The sequence below is a fragment of the Nitrosomonas sp. sh817 genome (genome assembly GCF_030908545.1).
GTDB lineage: Bacteria > Pseudomonadota > Gammaproteobacteria > Burkholderiales > Nitrosomonadaceae > Nitrosomonas.
Genome location: NZ_CP133083.1, coordinates 1,315,939 through 1,335,971 on the forward strand (window position 1 = coordinate 1,315,939; position 20,033 = coordinate 1,335,971).

The following is a 20,033-nucleotide window of genomic DNA, read 5'->3' on the forward strand; positions in this document are numbered from 1 at the left end:
CCGGGAAGGTCTGTTTTTCATCAATCAATTGGTTTTTTATATGAGGAGACAAGCAACTATGTTAACGATACATCACAAGCTGGTGGAAGCCATGATCGCGCAAGCAATGAGCGATCACCCGATTGAAACCTGCGGTGTTATAGCCGGGCCTGCAGGATACAATCTGCCATTGCGTTTGATTCCGATGGAAAATATCGCGCAATCGGAAAACTTTTTCAGATTTGATCCGCAACAACAGTTGCTGGTCTGGAAAGAAATGGAAGCGCGTGGCGAAGAACCAATCGTCATCTATCATTCCCATACCAGCAGTCACGCTTATCCGAGTCGCGCCGACGCGGAACTTGCAACCGAGCCGCAAGCGCATTATGTGATTATTCCAACAACGTCTCTCAACGAGGAAGATGTACGCAGTTTCCGCATCATTGACCAAATGGTGATCGAGGAACGTATCCGCATTGTTCATCAATATCAACCGGAATTGGAATTGCAAATGGTTGCATGAAGCAGCAATCAACGGTCAATAGTTTCCGGTAAACAGATGAAATATCAGCGGAATGAGAGATCAAAGTGTTTTTAAGGCATTCTCTTCAGATTCCTTTGATTTCAATGAAAAAGCCAAGCTTGCGCGAAGAATCGAAGAAATTTGAACATTCGCCTTCAAGCCGCCGAGCGGATACGCGGCCGCTAATCGCCGGTATCAGCGACTCGAAATTACTGAATCGTTACCCACACAATTTTTTCAACAGGAGCAAAGATGTCGATCAAAGTCATCATCCCGACCATATTAAGGCCGCTGACGAATCAGCAAAAGCACATCCATGTCGATGGCTTCGCAGTATCCGAAGTGATCGATCGGATGGACCAGCAATACCCGGGCATTAAAGCAAAGCTGGTGTCGGAGGCGAGTGCGCATCGTTTCATCAATATCTATGTCAACGACCATGATATCCGGTTCCAAGCAGGACTCGCTACGCCTTTGCAAGAAGGCGATGTGATGACCATTCTGCCGGCGGTGGCTGGCGGTTAAGCGAGCACTGCTCCGTTAATGAATACGCACACATCGCAGCCATGAATCATCCGCTCCAGAATTGCATGATTACCGGGCCGTGGGAGAGTCCAGCCTCAAATTTCTCGGCATCGATTTTTTCGCTGTTTTATCAAGCCTGTGCATTAGGCATGAAAGTCAAGCATGCACCGAACGGAGTTGATGAAGCAGGCTTCTCATTTGTGTTGGAAACGCCGGTCACGACGCCGGTTACATGCGAAGTAACAGCATGGGATCCGGGCAGCCGATCGAACAATCCGGCCAGCGAGAGCATTCTGCAGGCAACATGCGGTCTGATGTCGGTTCATGGCCGGGCTTCCGGCAAAGCTCAGCCGCTTGGTCTCAATTATGTATCGACGCTCACGGCAGCTTTGGCATTACAGGGGGCTGTTGCGACAGCACTGGGCCAATTGCGCGGCTTTCCACATGCCCGTACCAGTATTTCCATGGCATCGGCGGCGTTGCTAAGCGCTTCTCAATATATTGCAGATGCGACGGTCGATGCAATGGGAGAAAACTTACCATCTGCAACTAAAAACCGGATTCCTGCGCCACCCTTTGTTTCCGCAGATGGCGTAGTTTTTGAGCTGGAAACCCTAAATGCCGAGCCCTGGCTGAAGTTCTGGACGCGGATGGGAATCAGCGCAGCATTGGCTGGAGCAGGCTGGACCGCCTTTTTGCTTCGTTACGCCAAGGCAATCGCACCGTTGCCCGATGAATTAACGCATGCACTTACACAGGTGGCCTATCAGGACATTGCTGAATTATGTTCGCAAACGGGGCTTTCGATTTGCCCCGTTCAAACGATGGCTGACAGAATTTCCGATGAGCCGCTTAAATATGAATGGTTGAATGGTCCATGGTCATTTGCAATGCCGGTTGCCGCAGCGGTTGCGCAACACAGCCGAGGTCATCGCGAATTACCGTTGAGCGGCTTGACCGTGGTGGAGTCTTGCCGGCGCATTCAAGGTCCGCTGGCCGGACATTTATTGGCGTTGCTGGGAGCCGAAGTTATTCGCATAGAGCCGCCGGGTGGCGATCCATTGCGTGGCATGCCGCCGCTTGCGGATGGGTGTTCGGTGAGATTTGATGCGCTGAACCGGCATAAAACCATTCGTGAAATTGATATTAAATCCACGGCAGGGCGCTCTGAAATCTTGGAATTGGCAAGGAATGCGGATGTTTTTCTGCATAATTGGGCGCCTGATAAAGCTGCGCAGTTGAGGCTGGACGCTGCCGATTTGACCGCCGTCAATCCGGCGTTGGTTTATGCCCATGCAGCCGGCTGGTCAAGTAACGGCGGTTTTTCCTCCCGGCTCAACACATTGCCGGGTACCGATTTCATGGTGCAGGCATACTCCGGCGTTGCGCATAAAATTTCTCAAGCGTGCGGCACACGCGGAGGGACGCTGTTTACTGTATTGGATGTATTGGGCGGTGTCATCGCAGCGCAAGGAATTACCATCGGTTTATTCAACCGCTTCAGGAATCATACCGGCGGCAAAGTTACATCGTCGCTGTTGAGTACGGCCACGTTGCTGTGCAGCGAAGATTTTCAGCGGCAGCACCGGTTCTTCGAGATCAATGCTCCAGCCGCAAGCCGGTTGAATAATGTATATCCGACCAAACAAGGCATGCTGGCGATTGAATGTTGTGACGAAGCCATGTTGCAGCGGTTATTCCGCCTATTTGACAAGTTGATCGATGGCCAACAGATCGATGCGCAGGAAAGGTTACGGGAGATACTGCTGACCGATGGCGCGCAGGAATGGGCGGCGTTGTTGCGGCAAGCGGGCATTCCCGCAACCGTCGTCATTGAAGATCTCGCCGGTTTGCATGATTGTCCGCAGATACGATCTGCGCTGAGCCGCGGATCTTACACGCAAGTCATCACTCCATGGAGTTTTCTATGAATCATTCCGGAATATTGGATCTGGTGCCGGTCGATGTCCGGAATCAGTGGATCGAGAACGGCGCCTATCCCAATAAGTCTTTGTATCAACTGTTTTGTGAAAAGGTTCAGATTCACCCCGATAAAGCTGCGGTTGTCTCCCCGGATCAAACGATTAGTTATGAGCAGCTGCAATACCGGGTTGCATGCCTGACAGCCAGTTTCCGTTCGTTAGGTGTTGTTGCCGGGGATGTGATCGCATATCAACTTTCCAACAGTTGGCATCATTGCGCGATTGATTTGGCGGCTGCCGCGCTGGGGGCCATTGTTGCGCCTTTCCCGCCCGGCCGCGGACGGCTCGATACGCACTCGCTGTTAAGCCGCTGCGATGCGCGGGTGATTATCGTTGAGTCCGGATTTGTGCAAATGGACGTGTGCGAGATGATTGAGTCATTGCGTCCTAGCTTATTGTCGCTACGAATTCTTGTCGTGAGCGGTAAAGCGCGCGATGGCTGGCATACTTTGGAATCGCTTTATCAAACAAAGCCGATTGCATCGAATCATCTGTCAGAGGTCGATCCCGGCTCGCCGGTACGATTTCTGATCTCGTCTGGGACCGAATCGGAGCCGAAATGGATTGCTTATTCACATAATGCATTAGCCGGCGGACGTGGCCGTTTTTTGCAACGCATTCACCCGGATGGCGGCAGTTTCCGTGGCTTGTATTTGATGCCGCTGGGAACAGCTTTTGGTTCCACCGCAACATTTGGCGTTTTATCCTGGCTTGGGGGCGCGGTGCTGGTGTCGACGCAGTTCGATGCCGGTGCCGCCATTCGCGCGATCGGCAGCTTGCATCCGACGCATATTTTCGGTGTACCCACGATGTTTCAACGCATGGCGGCGGAACCTGAACTGGCGCATACCGATACTTCCAGTTTGATTGCGATTATCAGCGGCGGCGCGAAGATCGATGAAGCGTCGATCCGCCGCTGCACCGAAGCATTCCGGTGCGGTTTTATCGGTTTATACGGTTCGGCCGATGGGGTGAATTGCCACACGATGCTGGATGATAGCCTGGATACGATTCTGCGCAAAACCGGACGGCCCAATCCGGATGTGTGTGCGATCAGGATTGTCGATGATCAGAAACGCGAAGTGGCGCAAGGCCATATTGGCGAAATTACCGCTAGAGGACCGATAACGCCAATGCAGTATGTCAATAACCCGGAACTGGATGCGCGCTATCGCGATGAAGATGGCTGGGTATATACCGGAGATCTCGGTTTTATTGATGAAGACGGGTATCTGATACTGACCGGCAGGAAAAAGGAAATCATCATTCGCGGCGGTGTGAATATCAGCCCTGCGCAAATCGAAAATATCGCTGCGTCGCACCCGGCTGTGGTCAGCGCCGTGTGTGTACCGGTTGCCGATCAGGATCTTGGTCAGCGGATATGTCTTTGCCTGGTCATGCGCGACGGCGCTGAACGGCCATCGCTGGCGCAATTTACCCGTTTCTTGCTGGATCACGGGCTGGAAAAAAATAAGCTGCCGGAATATCTCCGGTACATGCGGCAATTACCGCTCGGGCCGGCTGGAAAAATTGATAAGAAGCGCCTGACCGCCGAACTGGAAAATGCCCGGTTTACACCGGGTCCGGCCATGGCGGATAAGGTGGCTTCATTAATGCAGGGAGCATATTGATGACCGGACAGTGGCAGAAAACAAACCATGCCAGCTCGACGAAAACACTGGCAGGGAAAGTGAAAGCATTCGTTGACGAGGCAATTATTCCCAATGAATCAAAGCTGGCAATGCGGGATCAGCGTTCGCTGCAGTTGCAAATGGAATTGTCGCAGTCAGCCAGGCAAGCAGGCCTGTGTAACTTGTTCTATCCGTTGTCTCATGGCGGGAAAATCGCTTCACTCGAAGATTATTTGGTCGTTGCGGAACAAGAAGGGCGGACGGAATTTTCTCAAGATATTTTCGGCAGCCATACGGCTCTGGATGCGCATATGCTGCTGAGATTCGGGAATGAAACGATTTCCCGGCAATTTCTCGAACCGATGGTCAGCGGAATAGCGATACCATGCTATGGCATGACCGAGCCAGGGCATAGCGGTTCGATTCCAAGTCTGATTTCGACGGCTGCCAGTTTGTCGAAAGGCCGGTGGCGGATCAATGGCAGAAAATGGTTCATTTCCAATGCCGATCGTGCGACCTTCATGACCGTGCTGGCGCGTACCGGCAGCGAGGATATGCCGATCCACCACGCTCTATCCATGATTATCGTGCCGGCCGATACCGCCGGTTTCAAAATGGAGCGCCAATTAACGATGATGGGACATTCGTATGGACAAGGCGAGGTTTCATTGACGGATGTGCAAGTCCCGGAACAATATTTATTGGGAATTTGCGGAAACGGCATCGAGCTGATGAATAAACGATTGAGTCTGGGGCGCGTGTTGCGCGCCATGAACTGGATCGGTCTGGCGCAGCGTTGTCTGGATTTGATGGGCGCCCGGATTCATTCGGTTCGCGGCAAATTCAGCAGATTGGCTGACAAGCAATTGGTACGGCAGCATATGTTCAATGCCTATCATGCGATCGCTGGCGCGCGCGAGTTGATTCGTGTCGCCGCACGCAGCGTGGATGCGCAAGCGCCCGATGATATCGCGATCAATGTGGCGAAATTGGCGGCATCCCGCGCCTTGTGCGTTGCTTCGGATTCCGCGATCCAATTGTACGGCGCTGAAGGTCTCAGCGATTTAACGCCATTGTTCGGAATTAGCCGGATAGCGCGTTCGTCCCGCATTCTCGACGGCAACGACGAATCGTTAATCAGCTCGGTGGGACGCCGGTTAATCAATTTCTATGAACGTGAAAAGGTTTATTCCTTTGATTGATATGACTGCGCAGATTCGAATTTCACTGGTGCGCGAACGTTTGTATAAACGGACATGCTGATTGCTTCGAATAGAACAGCAACCGTTACGATGGCGGACATTGCATTGCAATTGCTGCTGGTGTTTGCGATGACATTGCCGATGCTCATTTTGTACGCAACCAGTACCTTGGGGTTATTGTTGAGCGCTGACTTGAAATTTGAAACCGCATCTCTCGGGTACTTGATCATGAGTTCCTTCGGCTTAGCCGCGGTTTTATCACTGTACGCAGGCCGGATTGTCGATCGTCTCGGTTCACGTCAAGCGTTACTGATACTCTTTACCGCAGTTGCAATGGCTTTCTCGGTAATTACCGTTGCCACCGGTTTTTACGGCTTGATGTTTGCCGCTGCGCTTTGCGGTATCGCGCAAGCATTGTCCAATCCGGTTACCAATTTACTCGTTGCGCAGCAAATCCCGCCGCAAAAGAAAGCTTGGGTAATCGGACTGAAGCAATCCGGCGTGCAGTTTGCGGCGCTTATTGCCGGGCTGTTATTGCCAGTCATTGCATTCCGGTTCGGCTGGCGTGCCGCGTTTGCCGGTATTGTGCCGGTCGCGCTTTTATTTGCGCTGGTAACGGGTTTTATCATCCCCCGGCAATCCGCGATCACCCATTACAGCTGGTCGATTTCCCGTCCCAATGTGTTATTGCGCTGGCTGATGGCGATCCAGTTTTCCGTGGCGGTTTCGCTGTCCGCGTTTGTTACCTTTTTACCGGCATTTGCAACGCAGCAAGGGATGGCGTTGCTATGGGCGGATATGCTGATCGCTGTTTTCGGCGTCATGGGCATGTTGTCCAGAATCTTGCTGACGCCAATCGGCGCGAAGCTCAAAGACGAGTCATCACTGCTTTTTGTGCTGATTGCGGTTGCAGCTTGCGCCATGCTGGTCACGCTGCAAACAGATGCACGCAGCCACTGGTATTTGTGGATCGGCGCAGCCGGTATGGGATTTACTGCGGTTGCAACTAATGCCATCGCCATGAGTATGTTGATCAGAGATTCCGGGTTTGGCGCGGTGACGGTGACTTCAAGTTACGTATCCGCCGCATTTTTTTCAGGTTTTGCGCTGGGTCCGACACTGTACGCGGCGATCGCCGGTTATTCCGGCAATCCTCAACTGAGCTGGGGGGTATTGGTGGCTGTTCTGAGCATTGCTTGCACGATGACTTTAGCGTTTGCCAGTGTGCGGCGGCAGCGAAGCCAGGCGGCTGTGCAGTAATGCTTTGCCACTGCTGTTGAATTTTTATGATTGATTCAGCAATTCAATGAGGGTTTGCGCGAATAAGGCGGGCGCGCTGCGCATGGCGCTGTGTTGTTGTCCTGGCAAGATGACGCGTTGACTATGGCTCAAGCATTGTTGCAACAGCCCGGCTGTTTGGAAGCGCCGTTCATGACTATCGCCGCCGATCATCAGCAGAACGGGATGACTCAATCCTTGAAATCTCTGTGGTGTAAAAACATACCGATCGATGCTCTGCAATTCGCGCAAGATGGTATGAGCGGCGGCTACCCGTGAAGTCCAGCCGGATCCGGCTTGCAAGGCGGTCATCTCGTGTTGCGGTGTTTTGAGCAAATCGCGGAAAAATAATAGCAGCGAATCTTCCCATGCGCTTTGATGCCACAGCGCTTGCAAGCGATTTTCCAGCGCCGCGGACCAGTTGCTGCCGGCCAGCGTGATTGAAGGCTCATAGAGAATCAGTTTGCCGATGTTGGGTGTCAGTAACGCAGCTTCAAGCGCGCACAGTCCGCCGAATGAATGGCCCAGCACATCGACCCGATCGCCAATGGCGTCGACGACCGCGGCGATATCTTCGCATTCGCGCGCTAACGCATAGCTGTGGTTATCGCCGCTATGCCCGCGGCCGCGCCGGTCCATGGTGAAAACGGTGAAGTGCCGTTGCAGTTGGGAAAGCGGCGGAGTCCACGTGGTGTGATCGCCGGTAGTTCCGTGTATCAGCAGCAGCGGATCGCCCGAACCGCTTTGCCAGCAGGCAATCGCGGTACCGTCTTTGGAAGTGATCAGTTTCATTAGGGTTTTCGAAGTTTCCGGATATAAAAGATCAATTGAAAAATAAACATTTAAATTAATTTATGGCAATTAATCAAGTGATTCCCAGAAAAAAATTTAGATTTTCTACTGTTGCAAGCACCATCAGGATTGTATTGCTTTGCTTGACAGTACCGGTATTTTTTATGACTGCTGTTGCTAAGGAAACGCTGATTAATTCGGCGAACGAGATGAAGCGCGAGGCGCACGGAACGCAGCAACCTAGATATATCAACAAGATAGGCGAGGACGCGAGTACCGCGCAACGAAGTGATTCGCTCGTGCAGTCAATTAATCAGCGTTTCCCTAAGGCAAGCAATGATCCTAAGCCGCTGGGGTATATCAATCAATACTGGCGCATCAATGGCGAGTGGATGAGCAGTTATGAAGCATGGAATTTCTTCCGTCCGGAAGCCGCCGTCGATAATTCTTATGACTTATGGGTGCTGCGCGGCAGGCTTGGCGCCATGTTCACATCATCCTATGTGGATGGTTTTGCGCAAGGGCAATATATCGGCTTATACGGTTTGCCGAATGATGCCGTCGTGCCGGGCGGCGGATCGCTAGGGTTAGGGGCGGCCTACTTCCAAACCAATCAGGCAACCGATGCGAGTAATGTGTTTTTGAAACAGGGTTATTTGAATTTCAAACTTCATGCAGCGGGCGTTCCGGGCGCTTCCGTCAAAGCCGGGCGCTTCGAGCTTACGGATGGCATGGAAACCGCCAGCGGCATGGAAAAATTCGATGCACTGAAGCGCCGCCGCATCGCCAAACGGTTATTGGGCGGTTTCAACGCAATTTATATCGGACGGACATTCGACGGTTTCTCGGTGGTTTACGATCAGCCATCGGTCAATTTAACCGTCAGCGGCGTGCGGCCGACGCAAGGTAATCTTACGGTGCAAGGGGGGCAGCAAATAAATGATATTAATATTGTTTTTGCAGCGCTGACCGCCAAAAAAGACGTGTGGTTGTCCGGTACCGAGGGCCGCTTGTTTTATATGAATTACGACGATCAGCGCGATACGCAAGTGATCGACAATCGTTCCGCCGCTGCGAGACCGTTTCTCCAGCAGCAGAAACTGGATATTCATACCATCGGAGCCAACGTGCTGTCGCTACAACCTTTGGGGGCCGGTAGTTTTGATGCCTTGCTGTGGGCTGCTTATCAATTCGGTGAATGGACTTCGCAATCGCATCGCGCCTGGGCTGTTGCCGCCGAGGCCGGCTATCAATGGACGCAATTGCCGCTGAAGCCCTGGTTGCGCGCTGTTTATTACCGCAGTTCGGGTGATAGCGATCCGCATGATGGCCAGCATCAAACCTATTTCTCCGGGGTGCCGAGCGGCCGGCTCTATGCCAAGTTCCCATTTTATAACCTGATGAATATCCAGGATGCATTTGTCGAGATCATTACTTCGCTTACGCCGAAATTGCAGGCGAATATCAATGTGCATCAACTGTCACTGGGCAATTCCAAGGATCTGCTGTACGGCGGTCTGGGAGCTGCATTGAACAGCGGCGCATTCGGCTATTCCGGCAACGCGGCAGGCGGCGCCAGCGATATCGGTCAGTTGGTGGATATTGCATTGACCTACACCTATAGCAAGCAATTTACCGCGCGCTTGTATTTCGGACATGCCTTCGGAGGCGATGTGCTGAAAACCATCTATCCCGGGAAAAGCGATGCGAATAATTTTCTAGTTGATTTCAATATGATTTTTTAGGAGAAGTTTTATGGTTGCAGTGAATACAACTGGCGATCAGCCGGTTAGTCCCCGGGAAATGCTACAAGCTATCGAATTGCTATTTTGCCGCATGGATGCTATCGATCAGCAGTGTGGTAACGAATTTCCATTATTTTCTCCCGGAGAAAGCAATCGTTGGACGGTATCGCAAGGCGGTTCATGGGCTGGTGGATTTTGGAGCGCCTGCTGGTGGTTGCGGGCGAAGGTTACCGATTCGATTGAAGATCAGCGCAAGGCCTCGGCGATTTCCCGCCAGTTGGCTGCAAAAACCGCCATCGATTCCGGTTATCGCAGCTTGATTTTCTGGTATGGCGCAGCGTTGGGCGCATTGTGGTTTCAGGATGCGCATGCGCAACAACTGACGCAGCTATCGGTGAATGCGATTACGCATAGCTTTAATCCCAAGCTCAACTGTTTTCCGCTCGGTACCGCGATGGGCGGCGGCAGCCGCGGTAATCAAGCGGTTACGATTGATAGCTTCGCGTCGATGATCCAACTTCTGAGCAGTAGTGATCAGAATCTGCATCGTTTCATGGCGCAGCGGCATACCGAAACAATGCTGGCGGCGTGCTACCGCGATAACGGCGCGGTTCATGCGACCGCACAGTTCGATGGCCGGGGTTTCCATCCGCTCGGGCAAGCCGGGCAATGGTCGCGCGGTCAAGCATGGGCGATGCTGGGTTTGAGCCGGGCCGCGGCGTTGTGGGGAGAACCTTATACGACGCTGGCAAGAAATGCATGCGGGTATTGGATCACTTCCAGACCGGATCCGCTGACGCCCAACCGGCTGGGTGAATCGATATCCGGCTATGATCCTTCGGCATCGGTGATAGCGGCATTGGCAATGCTCTCATTGGCAAATCTTCTCCCGGATGGCGAATCGTTGCGGATATATTCGTACCGCCAAATCAGCGCGGTAATACGCAGTCAGTTTTTCACCATTCTACAAACGGATAGGGACTCCATACCGGACCGGAGGAACGGAGATTCCGCTATTTTCTGGGGATGCAGCTATAAAACCAGCCCGGGTGTTGAAGAATTGGTTGAATCCGTCTGGGGCAGTTTTTTTCTGATGGCCGCTTTATGCGCGTTGACCGGTTTTGTCGAACCGAGGCATTGTTAACCGGTATTTTAAATTCAAAAAAACGCCCGCCAACTTCGAATCAGGTGAAATCCATGCAGCCGTTCTTCATGTACAAAATTTTAAATCCAATCGTGTGCTATTCACTGTTAGTGGTTTTAGCGCTTTTTTCCACGGCTATCTTGGCGCAAAACAAGCCGGCTTCAAAGCTGCTGCTGCATGCCGCGCGTGTTTTCGACGGCGAGCGTATCCGAACCGATATGTCGGTGACTTTGAAAGATGGTGTGATAGTGACGATTCAACCGCGCGCGCAAGCGATCGCCGGTGATGATGCGCTGGTTATGGATCTGGGAGATGCGACGATTTTTCCGGGCTTTATAGAATTGCACGCGCATCTGACTTACCAGAATGTTCCGGCCGAGATCGTTTTACGTCATGGCATCACCACGATCCGTGATTTGGGTGGTCCGGTTCATGCGCCTTACGGTGGCGCCGGCAGTTTGCGGGTACTGACTTCCGGTCCGATTATTACCGCACCTGGCGGATATCCGATTGTAACCATGGGAGCTGAGAACCTAGCCATCGCGGTAGCGGACGAACAGGAAGCGCGAGCAGCAGTGAAACAATTAGCAGAGAAGGGGGCTGTAGTTATTAAAATTGCGCTTGAACCCGGTGGAGAAACGGGTGCGCCGTGGACTTCCCACCATCATGGACATTCGCATCATCCATCGCATGATACCGTTAATGCCGGGGCTCATCATCACGCGGCGCACGGTGTGCAACAGAAACATGCGGCCTGGCCGGTATTATCCGCAGCGGTTGTAAAGGCGATTGTCGATGAAGCGCATCGGCACGATCGCAAGGTATCCGCGCATGTTGCCGAATCCGTGGGCGTGCAAATCGCATTGAATACCGGCGTCGACGAATGGGCGCACATGCCTTGCGAACCGGTTCCGGAGGTATTATTAAAGCAAGCGGTCATGCAGCAAGTGAAAATTGTGAGCACCATCGATACCTTATCAAAATGTCCGGGTGTGATGCGCAATGCAGCGCTTTGGAGTGCGCTGGGCGGCGAATTGCTATACGGTTCCGAGATTGCGCATCCTGATGTTCCCTGGGGTATCAACGCGCAGGAACTCATGGCCATGATGCAAACGGGCAAGCTGGATCAGCTGGATGTGATACGCGCAGCAACCTCGAAGGCCGGGCGGCATTTGGGATTACCGTTGCTGGGCACTTTGCAGCCAAGCGCGCCCGCCGATCTCATCGCCTTCAAAGGAAATCCTTTACTCAATTTGAAACGCCTCGAATATCCCGATCTGGTGATTTCCGGCGGTTACATTATTGTCAATCAGTTTGACGCTGCCCGGTTATTCAACCTTTCGCCTTCAAAGTAAAACTGACTTTCTAACTAAACGGAATCTGGCAGTTCATCGGATAGATGAGAAGTTCTTGCATTCGATTTTGCTCTATTTATTAAGGTGTGACAATTTGTCGCATTTTCAATGAAAATTACTGACTTTATAATGCATGTTCGCTTCAGATAAGAGCATATTCTGAATAAATTTTTATTGATTCCCCTCCCTTGAGACAGAACATGCTTGCACTGGGTCAATAAGAACTTCATCAATATTCAAAGGAAACACATTTCTAAAATGATCAAAAACAATTTTTCTAAAACTGCCATAAGGGTATTGATTCCGATGGTTCTTTCATCAGGAATCAGTTTCAATGTCCTTGGGCACGGTAGCGAGGATCATTCCGGGGCTGCAATTGTGCCCGGTCTTCCGGATTGTCAGATATTGGCAGCCGCGCGGTTATTTGACGGCATCGATTTTCCTCATGAAAACAAAGCAGTGCTAATCGAAGGTAATAAGATTAAGCAAATCGGCGCCTTGGCGGAATTGAGCAGTTTGTGCGCAAATCAACTGGATCTGGGGGATTCGACGATCTTGCCGGGATTTATCGAATCGCATGCGCATATAACGTTCCAAAATGTAAACAAAAATTCAGTACTGAAACATGGTATTACAACGGTGCAAGACACGGGCGGTCCGCTGATGGCGGCTGAAGGCGGGCAAGGCACTTTGCGTTTGCTAAGTGTGGGGCCGATCATCCAAGCAGTCGGCGGTTATCCGCTGAATGTTTTTGGCGGCGGCGAGGGAGGATTGGATAAGATTGCTATTCAAGTTGCCTCGGTTGCCGAAGCTGAGCAAGTCGTAACCGATCTTGTCGCCGGAGGGGCAACAGCCATCAAGTTGGCGTTGGAACCCGGCGGAGAAACCGGCGCGCCATGGATGCAGCCGCATGACGGTCATGCGCCTCCGGAAACCCCTTGGCCAATGTTATCCCAGGATATCGCCAATGCCATCGTTGCTAAAGCGCATGCGCTGGGAAAACGTGTGCTGGTACACGCCGGTGAGAACACCGGTTTTGAGCGTGCGTTGAATGCCGGAGTGGATGAATTTGCACATATTCCTTGCGCGGAAATCAAAGAAGATTTGCTGCAACGTGCGGTGGACCAAGGGGTTACATTTGTTACTACCATCGATACATTGGCGTCGTGCGTTGATACCGCCACCGGGAAAGGCATTCATTCCAACACCATGAGTCTGACCAGTAAAGGCGCCAAGTTTATCTATGGATCAGAAATTGGCCACGATAATGTACCATGGGGAATTAATGGTGAAGAGTTCCACATGATGCTGCACTTAACCAGCGGTGAATCGATTGATTTCACCGATGTGGTAAATGTTTTTAAGGCAGCTACTTCAAAAGCCGGAGAACATCTGGGACTAGCGCCACTAGGCACGATAGCCCCGGATGCGCCAGCCGACATTATCGCCGTCCGCGGTAATCCGTTTGAAAAATTCAAGATCCTGGAATACCCGGATTTGGTTTTATCCGGCGGACGCGCGGTCGTCAATAATTACATCAACCATTCTTCCGAGGAAAAGATCAACTGTTTCTTTAATTGGGCGGAAGGTAAATATTCCGGGGCTTTGGCGCCCACGGGCGCGGCTACTCAAGTTTCCGGTGTCTACAGCTATCGCTATTATCCAGAAACGAAAGCTTATTTAGGCGTCTCTTCGGCGGATCACCATCTGTATTACCTGAAAGAAGATGATGGTCAATTACATGATCAAGGCTTATTGGTTAATTGGCTGCCGGTATCGGAGTGTAATTAGAACAGTGAAACGCTGAGTCAAATATTCGGCGTTTCTCAAAGAATCCTGATAATTCTTTCAGAGCATCATTCACGCGTTTTTGCCCGATATTTGACGGTTTGTTCGCTACAACCACAAGATCGGTTCAGGAGATTTTTTGCAAGCAATATGTAAATCCGCTGTACTTTTCATTATCGGAGTCAACATGATATTAAAACAAATTAAGACAGCCAGCGTGATCGCGCTGGCGCTCGGCCTTGTTACCGTACCGGCTCAAGCGGCCAGTTCACTGGCCATCAATGGCACACTGAATAAACTCACGGGAGGCACCACTTTCGATGCTTGGAAATTTAAAATACTGGGTACCGGCACGTTTACCGTCGATGTCGCTGCTTATGAGGCCTCGCAAAGCAATGTGTCCACACCAGATTATTTTACTAACGATATCAATGGTGACGGGGAATTAACCTGGCTCGATGCCGACACGTATTTTTATCAAGATACCGGTTCTGTTAAAACCGCCAATGCCATTTTCCGTTGCGACGATGTTGAGAACAATTGCGGCGGCACAACCGGTGCCAGCAATTATTTCAACGGCTACACACCTGGAACCAATCCCCTGACTCGCACCACCCACCTGCTGACCGAAACATCCGTCGACGGTTCGGTTCATTTCCGCCGTGATCCTTGGTACGACGTCGTTGTTAATATGCCGGGTGATTACTTGTTTCTGGTCGCCGATTTTCGGCTGGATCCTGTCGAAGCTGAAGCAGGTATCAACGCCGGCGATAGTTTCTCGGCTCCTGCTGGCTTTACCAGTCCGATTCTGGATCATGCCGATTATCGCGTTACTTTCAGTTCGCCCGATATGTACATCAGCATTTCCGGAGATACGATTACGCTGGCGCCTGTTCCCGAACCAGAAACCTGGGCGATGCTGCTGGCCGGATTGGGTCTTGTAGGCTGGCGCTTTAGCAATCGCAGCGGCGGGGGAAGTCCAACAGTTGCAGGATAAATCAAAACATAGTAAGAGCTTAACGCGATATTCGATCGCGACCCTAAAAACAACAACGGCATCCAAATGATGCCGTTGTTGTTTCACGTTTACGTCAAAATATTTAGAAACGGATGTTGTACTGGATATAGAACAAATCCGGATCGGTTCCGGGCCGTTGCCGTTCCAGGAAAGTGCCGCTCCAAAGTTTTGAATAGCCCAGCAAGACGTCCTGATGCCGGCTGACGTGCAGATTCAAACGGAAATCCAGTTCGTCACCGACATGGCTGCCGGATTGACCGGTGACATCCCGGAGCGTTGCCAGACCGGCTGCGTTATAGAGAAAATCCCGGTTGTTCGCCAAATAGAAGCGGTGGTATTGCGTGATGAATGTGATCCACGGCATCGGGTGCATGGTGAACTGCGCGTTGAAGTCATGAATATTCTGACGTCCGACACGATCCAGGAAACCCATATAGTAGTGACCGAATGGAAACAACTGGTTGAACGTATTGCTGCGGCCATCGGTATGGCGGCTGTCGCCGGATGCGAAGTCGTAGCGGATCCAACCTTGCGGATTCATCGGCAATGGGAAGCGATAACCGATACCGGTAGCTGCGGCAAACGCGGATACGTCCAATCCTGAGCGGCGTCCGAATTGGTACATACCTTCGATTTCGTAAAGTATATTATCGAAATTACCGACTAACCGGCTGCCGATCGTATGCGTATCGGCATTAGCGCCTAAGATGTTTCCAGTCAGTAAGTTAGCTGCGGAAATGTTACGATCGTTGATTAAGCTTAAGAAATAAAGATCGATTGCGTGTCCGGGCTTGGGTTTGTTGGTAGCCCATAAGCCGAAGAAGTTTTGTTGCGTATCCCAGTTATCGAGATTCCCTTTTTCGGTAATCATCGGGCGTACCCAGAATGCGTCCAAATCCCATTGCGGATTGCGCCAGAAGAATTTGACACCCTGGAAAGTGCGGCGAGTGTTTACCCAATCCAGCGTAGAGATCAATCGTTGTGAACCATACATTAATTCCTGCCGACCAACCCGTGCATAGACCGGTCCGTTATTGACGGACGCCAGCTTGATATCGGTGAACATGTTCAAGATATCGGCATGATTCCGGTCCGTGGGAAGCGGCGGCAGTTCGGAACTGAATGCGCGCGCATCCAACAGCTCGGCAAATAAACGAACTCTGTCACGGTACCATAAATCCGCATGGAATCTCGTGCGCAGCAGATGAAAGTCGTTATTGACATCCGCTGCATTCAGACGGCTATCGGTTTCGTGAGTATAACGGTACCAGAAGCTGCCACCGAACGACAATAACCAGTCTTCAGCAAAACGGATCCGCTTGATTGGATCAAAAAAATCCTTTTCATGACCCGGGGTGTCCAAATAACGGAAATCGATGTCATAAGAAGGGGTCGTTAATAGCGCGAATGGCGCATAAGGCGCGACCGGCGGTTTCTCGCGCTTGTTACCGGTGACCATATCCCACAAGGAGTAATATCCCGGGCTTGTTGGCGGCAGCATAAACAATCCGGGGCGCGAAGGCGTAGTGACCGGCGGCACTTTCGACATATCGAATTCGCCGTCAGCTGGTTTTGCAGCGGCAGCATCCGGCGTCGCAGCGGGAGGTGTTGACGTGGCAGGCGTGCCGGGATTCGCGGTCGCAGGCGCCGGATTGGTTGCGTGAACCGGAAAGGTTAAACACATGGCGAAAGCAACCATCGAACCGGTGCTGAATAACCAACGCGGTATGTTTTTCATCCAAGGCATTTTCATTTCAGCGGCAGCGTTTGTTGAAGCAGACAAAATGCGGCGGCAAGAACTCATTACAAAACTCCTGTTGTGAAGATTAAAGCGGTAGTGCGGTTATGTAACAATATTATTGGGTATCGTATTGTTTTTCTGAGTGATATCGGATGCAATTATAAGTGATAACCGTTTTTGAAAGGATTTAGGTATCACCCCTAATTACCATCTATTTTTTCAATTCCCCAGAAATACAAATTGATTTTTCATATATATCAATTACATAAAATATCAACCTTGATCGAGATCAAGAAAATATCAACTGTTGTAAATAGGTTACAAATAAGTCAATCCGGACGATACCGGCTAGGGAAGCGTTGATTAATTGACTGCACGAGCGAATTGCTTCGTTGCGCGGTACTCACTCCCTCGCCTATCAGATTGATATGTCCCGGTTGTTGCGTTCCGTGCGCCTCGCCCTTCATCACGTTCGTTGAATTAATCAGCGCTTCCCTAATAAAGCCGCCCGGTTGAAGTTATGGATTGGATTTGACAGCCACGCCCAGTGCGCGGATTTTTGCTTCAAAATCTTTAAACCAAACCGGTTCAACCGCTGCGAGCCTGGATGCTTCGGGTTGCAACGATGGTCTGGCAAGTCCGTACAGCAAAACGCCTTGGATGGGTATTTGACGGTCGAGCAATTGCCGGATGAACACCAGATAGCTCGATACTTCCTCATCCGCCGGCGGCATGCCGTCGATCTGGAAAACGCAGGTTTGCAGCCAGGTAGAGCATAGCGATGCGGCGATCATTAAATTGTCCTGAATTCTTTTTAAACTGATCGTAGTATTGTTGATGCGGCGCCGCTCTCCGGTTGAAGCGCGGTCGAATTTGAACCAAATCTCGCCATTCAGTGCTGCCATCCGCTGTAATCCGGCTTGCACGTTGACACGGTGAATCAAGCTGCCATTGGTGATCAGCACCGTTTTCAGATCAACCGGTAATACAAAATCCTGTTTGATATGGCCGATGAGTTCGATGATCCGGTCAAATTCTTTGGCGCTGGTCGGCTCGCCATTTCCCGATAATGCGATATCTTTGATTTTCCGGGTTTCCGGCGGCACGTGACGCGCCATGAAATCGCCATGAATCAATTTATTCAAAAAGAAACGTAACTCGGCTTCTAATTTATCCAAGTCGATTTTCGGCGCGGAACCTCGTTTGAGATCGGGAACCTGGCAATAGACGCAACGCCAATTGCAAGCGTTATTCGGATTCAAATTAATGCCGATTGAAACGCCGCCCGCGCGCCGTGAAATGACCGGGTATACATAGGTCAACCCGGCGCTGTCGCGGCTATGATCGGCGGTATTCAATAGTTTAGAAGTTGTTTGCAATGCTACAATTCCGTCTGTTTATTTTGCGAAGAAAATGTACGAATGTTAATTACACGGAGGCTGGAATTTGATGCGGGTCATCGTATTTCCACCCATAATAGTCAATGCCGCCATTTGCACGGGCATCGGTACCGCCTCGAAATCACGCTGTCCGGTGATATTATCGCTGACGAAGGTGTAGCGCAGCAAGGTATGGTCATGGATTTTTCCGAAGTCAAACAAATTGCAAAGTCGGTTTTAGTGGATCATTGGGATCATGCTTTTCTGGTTTATTCGGGCGATACCAAGGTGTTACAGTTCTTGCGATCCATCGAAGATCATAAAACGGTGGTACTGGATGTTCAGCCAACGGCGGAGAATCTGGCGTTGATCGCTTTCGGCATTTTAGAAGGCGCGTACCGCGACAAGTATGGCAATCATCTGCAACTCGAACAAGTCCGTTTGTATGAAACGCCGAATTGCTGGGCCGACGCGGTGCGTGGCAGGCGCTGATTTTAATCACATTACCATTACTGGAAATTATGTTCATTGATTCACATTGTCATCTCGATTTTCCGGATCTTGCCAAAGACCTGGATGCGTTACTGCAAAACATGCAACACAATCAAGTTACCCATGCGCTATGCGTTAGCGTCAATTTGCCAGATTTTCCGCGTGTGCGCGCGCTGGCGGAAGCGCATGCCAATTTGTTCGCTTCGGTGGGAGTGCATCCGGATTATGAGGACCAAATCGAGCCGCAAGCCGACGAACTCGCTGATTTGGCGGCTCATCCGAAAGTGATTGCCATCGGCGAGACCGGATTGGATTATTTCCGCTTGCAAGGCGATTTGGAATGGCAGCGCGAACGGTTCCGCCAGCATATCCGCGCGGCGCTTAAAATCAATAAACCCTTGATCATTCACACGAGATCGGCGGCAGCCGATACGTTGCGGATCATGCAGGAAGAAGGCGCGGATCGCGTGGGCGGCGTCATGCACTGCTTTACTGAAAGCTGGGAAGTTGCGCAGCAAGCCATCGCAATGAATTTTTATATCTCGTTTTCCGGCATCGTGACATTCAAGAATGCCGTGGCGTTGAAAGAAGTTGCCAAGAATATTCCATTGGATAGAATGCTGATTGAAACCGATTCACCCTATCTGGCGCCGGTGCCTTTCCGCGGCAAGCAAAATCAGCCGGCTTATGTCCGGCATGTGGCGGAAGAGATTGCGCGGATACGGGCAGTCAGCATCGACGAGATCGCGAATGCGACGACCGGTAATTTTTTTAACTTATTCAAGTCCTCCCGATATGGCCTATCCAATTAAATCACAAAATATTTTGCGTTTTGCCGCGGCGCTGCTGATTTGTTTATCCAGTCAGGTATCCGCCGGGATTCAGGAAGATTTCATATGGGCAGTGGAACGGGGGAATTTATCCGAGGTTTCCCGGTTATTGGAAAAAGGCGCGAATCCGGATCTGCCGAACAAGGAAGGTTATACGCCATTAATGATCGCGGCGCAGGAGAAGAATCTCAAAATGGCTGAGTTATTGATTGAAGTTGGCGCGAAACTGGATTTGCGCAACCGGTTCGGCGAAACGGCGATTATGCTGGCCAGCTATCAAGGATTCACGGAAATGGTTAAGCTACTGTATATCAGAGGCGCGGAAATTAATCATGGCGGCTGGAATCCGTTGATTTACGCCGCTTCCGGAGGTCATCTGGATACCTTGCGGGTATTGCTGGGCGGCGGCGCGGATATCAACTCCACTTCGGATAATGGTTCGACGGCTTTGATGATGGCGGTCAGAGGCAATCATTTGAAAGCGGTTTCTTTTCTGCTCAACCATGGGGCCGATCCGAGAATAGCCAATGAACAAGGCGATAACGCGCTAAGCTGGGCGGAAAAGCGCGAATATGGCGAGATTGCCGATTTTCTTAAAAGTCATGCAAAATCCAAATAATCATTCGGGT

At 51.1% G+C, this 20,033-nt stretch carries 17 protein-coding genes; 14 read left to right on the top strand and 3 right to left on the bottom strand.

The window, feature by feature from the left end:
• Positions 1-58: 58 nt before the first annotated feature.
• The 6 genes from RBH92_RS06260 (at position 59) to RBH92_RS06285 (ending at position 7,102) form a co-directional block, all read left to right on the top strand.
• On the top strand, positions 59-502 hold the full coding sequence (locus RBH92_RS06260; RefSeq protein ID WP_307933746.1) for a M67 family metallopeptidase: 444 nt from the start codon (positions 59-61) through the stop codon (positions 500-502).
• A gap of 252 nt (positions 503-754) precedes the next feature.
• Positions 755-1,027 (top strand): MoaD family protein, encoded by a 273-nt coding sequence (locus tag RBH92_RS06265; RefSeq protein WP_307933747.1) that lies wholly within the window; start codon positions 755-757, stop codon positions 1,025-1,027.
• 41 nt (positions 1,028-1,068) lie between these two features.
• Positions 1,069-2,958 (top strand): CoA transferase, encoded by a 1,890-nt coding sequence (locus tag RBH92_RS06270; RefSeq protein ID WP_307933748.1) that lies wholly within the window; start codon positions 1,069-1,071, stop codon positions 2,956-2,958.
• Positions 2,955-4,640, top strand: a complete 1,686-nt coding sequence (locus tag RBH92_RS06275; RefSeq protein WP_307933749.1) for a class I adenylate-forming enzyme family protein — start codon at positions 2,955-2,957, stop codon at positions 4,638-4,640. The genes RBH92_RS06270 and RBH92_RS06275 overlap by 4 nt, the downstream gene beginning before the upstream one ends.
• On the top strand, positions 4,640-5,842 hold the full coding sequence (locus RBH92_RS06280; RefSeq protein ID WP_307933750.1) for an acyl-CoA dehydrogenase family protein: 1,203 nt from the start codon (positions 4,640-4,642) through the stop codon (positions 5,840-5,842). Before RBH92_RS06275 ends, RBH92_RS06280 begins: the two co-directional genes overlap by 1 nt.
• 90 nt (positions 5,843-5,932) lie before the next feature.
• Positions 5,933-7,102, top strand: coding sequence for an MFS transporter (locus tag RBH92_RS06285; RefSeq protein ID WP_307933751.1), 1,170 nt, complete (start codon positions 5,933-5,935; stop codon positions 7,100-7,102).
• A 24-nt stretch (positions 7,103-7,126) separates the two neighbouring features.
• Here RBH92_RS06285 and RBH92_RS06290 read toward each other — a convergent pair whose 3' ends face one another.
• Positions 7,127-7,912 carry an alpha/beta fold hydrolase gene (locus RBH92_RS06290; RefSeq protein WP_307933752.1) on the bottom strand — a complete coding sequence of 262 codons (786 nt, stop codon included), beginning with the start codon at positions 7,910-7,912 and terminating at the stop codon, positions 7,127-7,129.
• A 164-nt stretch (positions 7,913-8,076) separates the two neighbouring features.
• On the opposite strand from RBH92_RS06290, the gene RBH92_RS06295 reads away from it, so the two are divergent.
• The 5 genes from RBH92_RS06295 to RBH92_RS06315 all read left to right on the top strand — a co-directional run bounded on the left by RBH92_RS06295 (position 8,077) and on the right by RBH92_RS06315 (position 14,941).
• Positions 8,077-9,657 (top strand): alginate export family protein, encoded by a 1,581-nt coding sequence (locus RBH92_RS06295; RefSeq protein WP_307933753.1) that lies wholly within the window; start codon positions 8,077-8,079, stop codon positions 9,655-9,657.
• 10 nt (positions 9,658-9,667) lie between these two features.
• Positions 9,668-10,801: a glucuronyl hydrolase gene (locus RBH92_RS06300; protein ID WP_307933754.1), complete on the top strand. Its 1,134-nt coding sequence runs from the start codon at positions 9,668-9,670 to the stop codon at positions 10,799-10,801.
• A gap of 68 nt (positions 10,802-10,869) precedes the next feature.
• Entirely contained in the window at positions 10,870-12,156 is a 1,287-nt protein-coding gene (locus tag RBH92_RS06305) for an amidohydrolase family protein (protein WP_307933755.1), read from the top strand.
• Positions 12,157-12,462: 306 nt separating this feature from the next.
• Positions 12,463-13,947 carry an amidohydrolase family protein gene (locus RBH92_RS06310; RefSeq protein WP_307933756.1) on the top strand — a complete coding sequence of 495 codons (1,485 nt, stop codon included), beginning with the start codon at positions 12,463-12,465 and terminating at the stop codon, positions 13,945-13,947.
• Between the two features lie 184 nt (positions 13,948-14,131).
• On the top strand, positions 14,132-14,941 hold the full coding sequence (locus RBH92_RS06315) for a PEP-CTERM sorting domain-containing protein (RefSeq protein ID WP_307933757.1): 810 nt from the start codon (positions 14,132-14,134) through the stop codon (positions 14,939-14,941).
• A gap of 103 nt (positions 14,942-15,044) precedes the next feature.
• Here RBH92_RS06315 and RBH92_RS06320 read toward each other — a convergent pair whose 3' ends face one another.
• Both RBH92_RS06320 and RBH92_RS06325 read right to left on the bottom strand, forming a co-directional pair.
• Complete coding sequence (locus tag RBH92_RS06320; protein ID WP_307933758.1) at positions 15,045-16,766, bottom strand: alginate export family protein; 1,722 nt, start codon at positions 16,764-16,766, stop codon at positions 15,045-15,047.
• A 455-nt stretch (positions 16,767-17,221) separates the two neighbouring features.
• A complete protein-coding gene (locus RBH92_RS06325) occupies positions 17,222-18,082 on the bottom strand; it encodes a radical SAM protein (RefSeq protein WP_307933759.1) in 861 nt (286 codons plus the stop codon).
• 42 nt (positions 18,083-18,124) lie between these two features.
• Between RBH92_RS06325 and queD the strand changes: the two genes are divergently transcribed.
• Genes queD through RBH92_RS06340 form a run of 3 tightly spaced genes read left to right on the top strand, consistent with a single transcriptional unit; the run spans position 18,125 to position 20,023 of the window.
• Positions 18,125-18,574 carry a 6-carboxytetrahydropterin synthase QueD gene (gene queD, locus RBH92_RS06330; protein ID WP_292923383.1) on the top strand — a complete coding sequence of 150 codons (450 nt, stop codon included), beginning with the start codon at positions 18,125-18,127 and terminating at the stop codon, positions 18,572-18,574.
• 29 nt (positions 18,575-18,603) lie between these two features.
• Positions 18,604-19,386, top strand: coding sequence for a TatD family hydrolase (locus tag RBH92_RS06335; protein WP_307933760.1), 783 nt, complete (start codon positions 18,604-18,606; stop codon positions 19,384-19,386).
• On the top strand, positions 19,370-20,023 hold the full coding sequence (locus RBH92_RS06340; RefSeq protein ID WP_307933761.1) for an ankyrin repeat domain-containing protein: 654 nt from the start codon (positions 19,370-19,372) through the stop codon (positions 20,021-20,023). The genes RBH92_RS06335 and RBH92_RS06340 overlap by 17 nt, the downstream gene beginning before the upstream one ends.
• Positions 20,024-20,033: the final 10 nt, after the last annotated feature.

Coding starts and splice junctions, on each gene's coding strand:
- RBH92_RS06260 (WP_307933746.1), top strand. CDS start 59: ATGTTAACGATACATCACAAGCTGGTGGAAGCCATGATCGCGCAAGCA.
- RBH92_RS06335 (WP_307933760.1), top strand. CDS start 18,604: ATGTTCATTGATTCACATTGTCATCTCGATTTTCCGGATCTTGCCAAA.
- RBH92_RS06295 (WP_307933753.1), top strand. CDS start 8,077: ATGACTGCTGTTGCTAAGGAAACGCTGATTAATTCGGCGAACGAGATG.
- RBH92_RS06265 (WP_307933747.1), top strand. CDS start 755: ATGTCGATCAAAGTCATCATCCCGACCATATTAAGGCCGCTGACGAAT.
- RBH92_RS06315 (WP_307933757.1), top strand. CDS start 14,132: ATGATATTAAAACAAATTAAGACAGCCAGCGTGATCGCGCTGGCGCTC.
- RBH92_RS06340 (WP_307933761.1), top strand. CDS start 19,370: ATGGCCTATCCAATTAAATCACAAAATATTTTGCGTTTTGCCGCGGCG.
- RBH92_RS06270 (WP_307933748.1), top strand. CDS start 1,069: ATGAATCATCCGCTCCAGAATTGCATGATTACCGGGCCGTGGGAGAGT.
- RBH92_RS06275 (WP_307933749.1), top strand. CDS start 2,955: ATGAATCATTCCGGAATATTGGATCTGGTGCCGGTCGATGTCCGGAAT.
- RBH92_RS06280 (WP_307933750.1), top strand. CDS start 4,640: ATGACCGGACAGTGGCAGAAAACAAACCATGCCAGCTCGACGAAAACA.
- queD (WP_292923383.1), top strand. CDS start 18,125: ATGTTAATTACACGGAGGCTGGAATTTGATGCGGGTCATCGTATTTCC.
- RBH92_RS06300 (WP_307933754.1), top strand. CDS start 9,668: ATGGTTGCAGTGAATACAACTGGCGATCAGCCGGTTAGTCCCCGGGAA.
- RBH92_RS06290 (WP_307933752.1), bottom strand. CDS start 7,912: ATGAAACTGATCACTTCCAAAGACGGTACCGCGATTGCCTGCTGGCAA.
- RBH92_RS06310 (WP_307933756.1), top strand. CDS start 12,463: ATGGTTCTTTCATCAGGAATCAGTTTCAATGTCCTTGGGCACGGTAGC.
- RBH92_RS06285 (WP_307933751.1), top strand. CDS start 5,933: ATGGCGGACATTGCATTGCAATTGCTGCTGGTGTTTGCGATGACATTG.
- RBH92_RS06320 (WP_307933758.1), bottom strand. CDS start 16,766: ATGAGTTCTTGCCGCCGCATTTTGTCTGCTTCAACAAACGCTGCCGCT.
- RBH92_RS06305 (WP_307933755.1), top strand. CDS start 10,870: ATGTACAAAATTTTAAATCCAATCGTGTGCTATTCACTGTTAGTGGTT.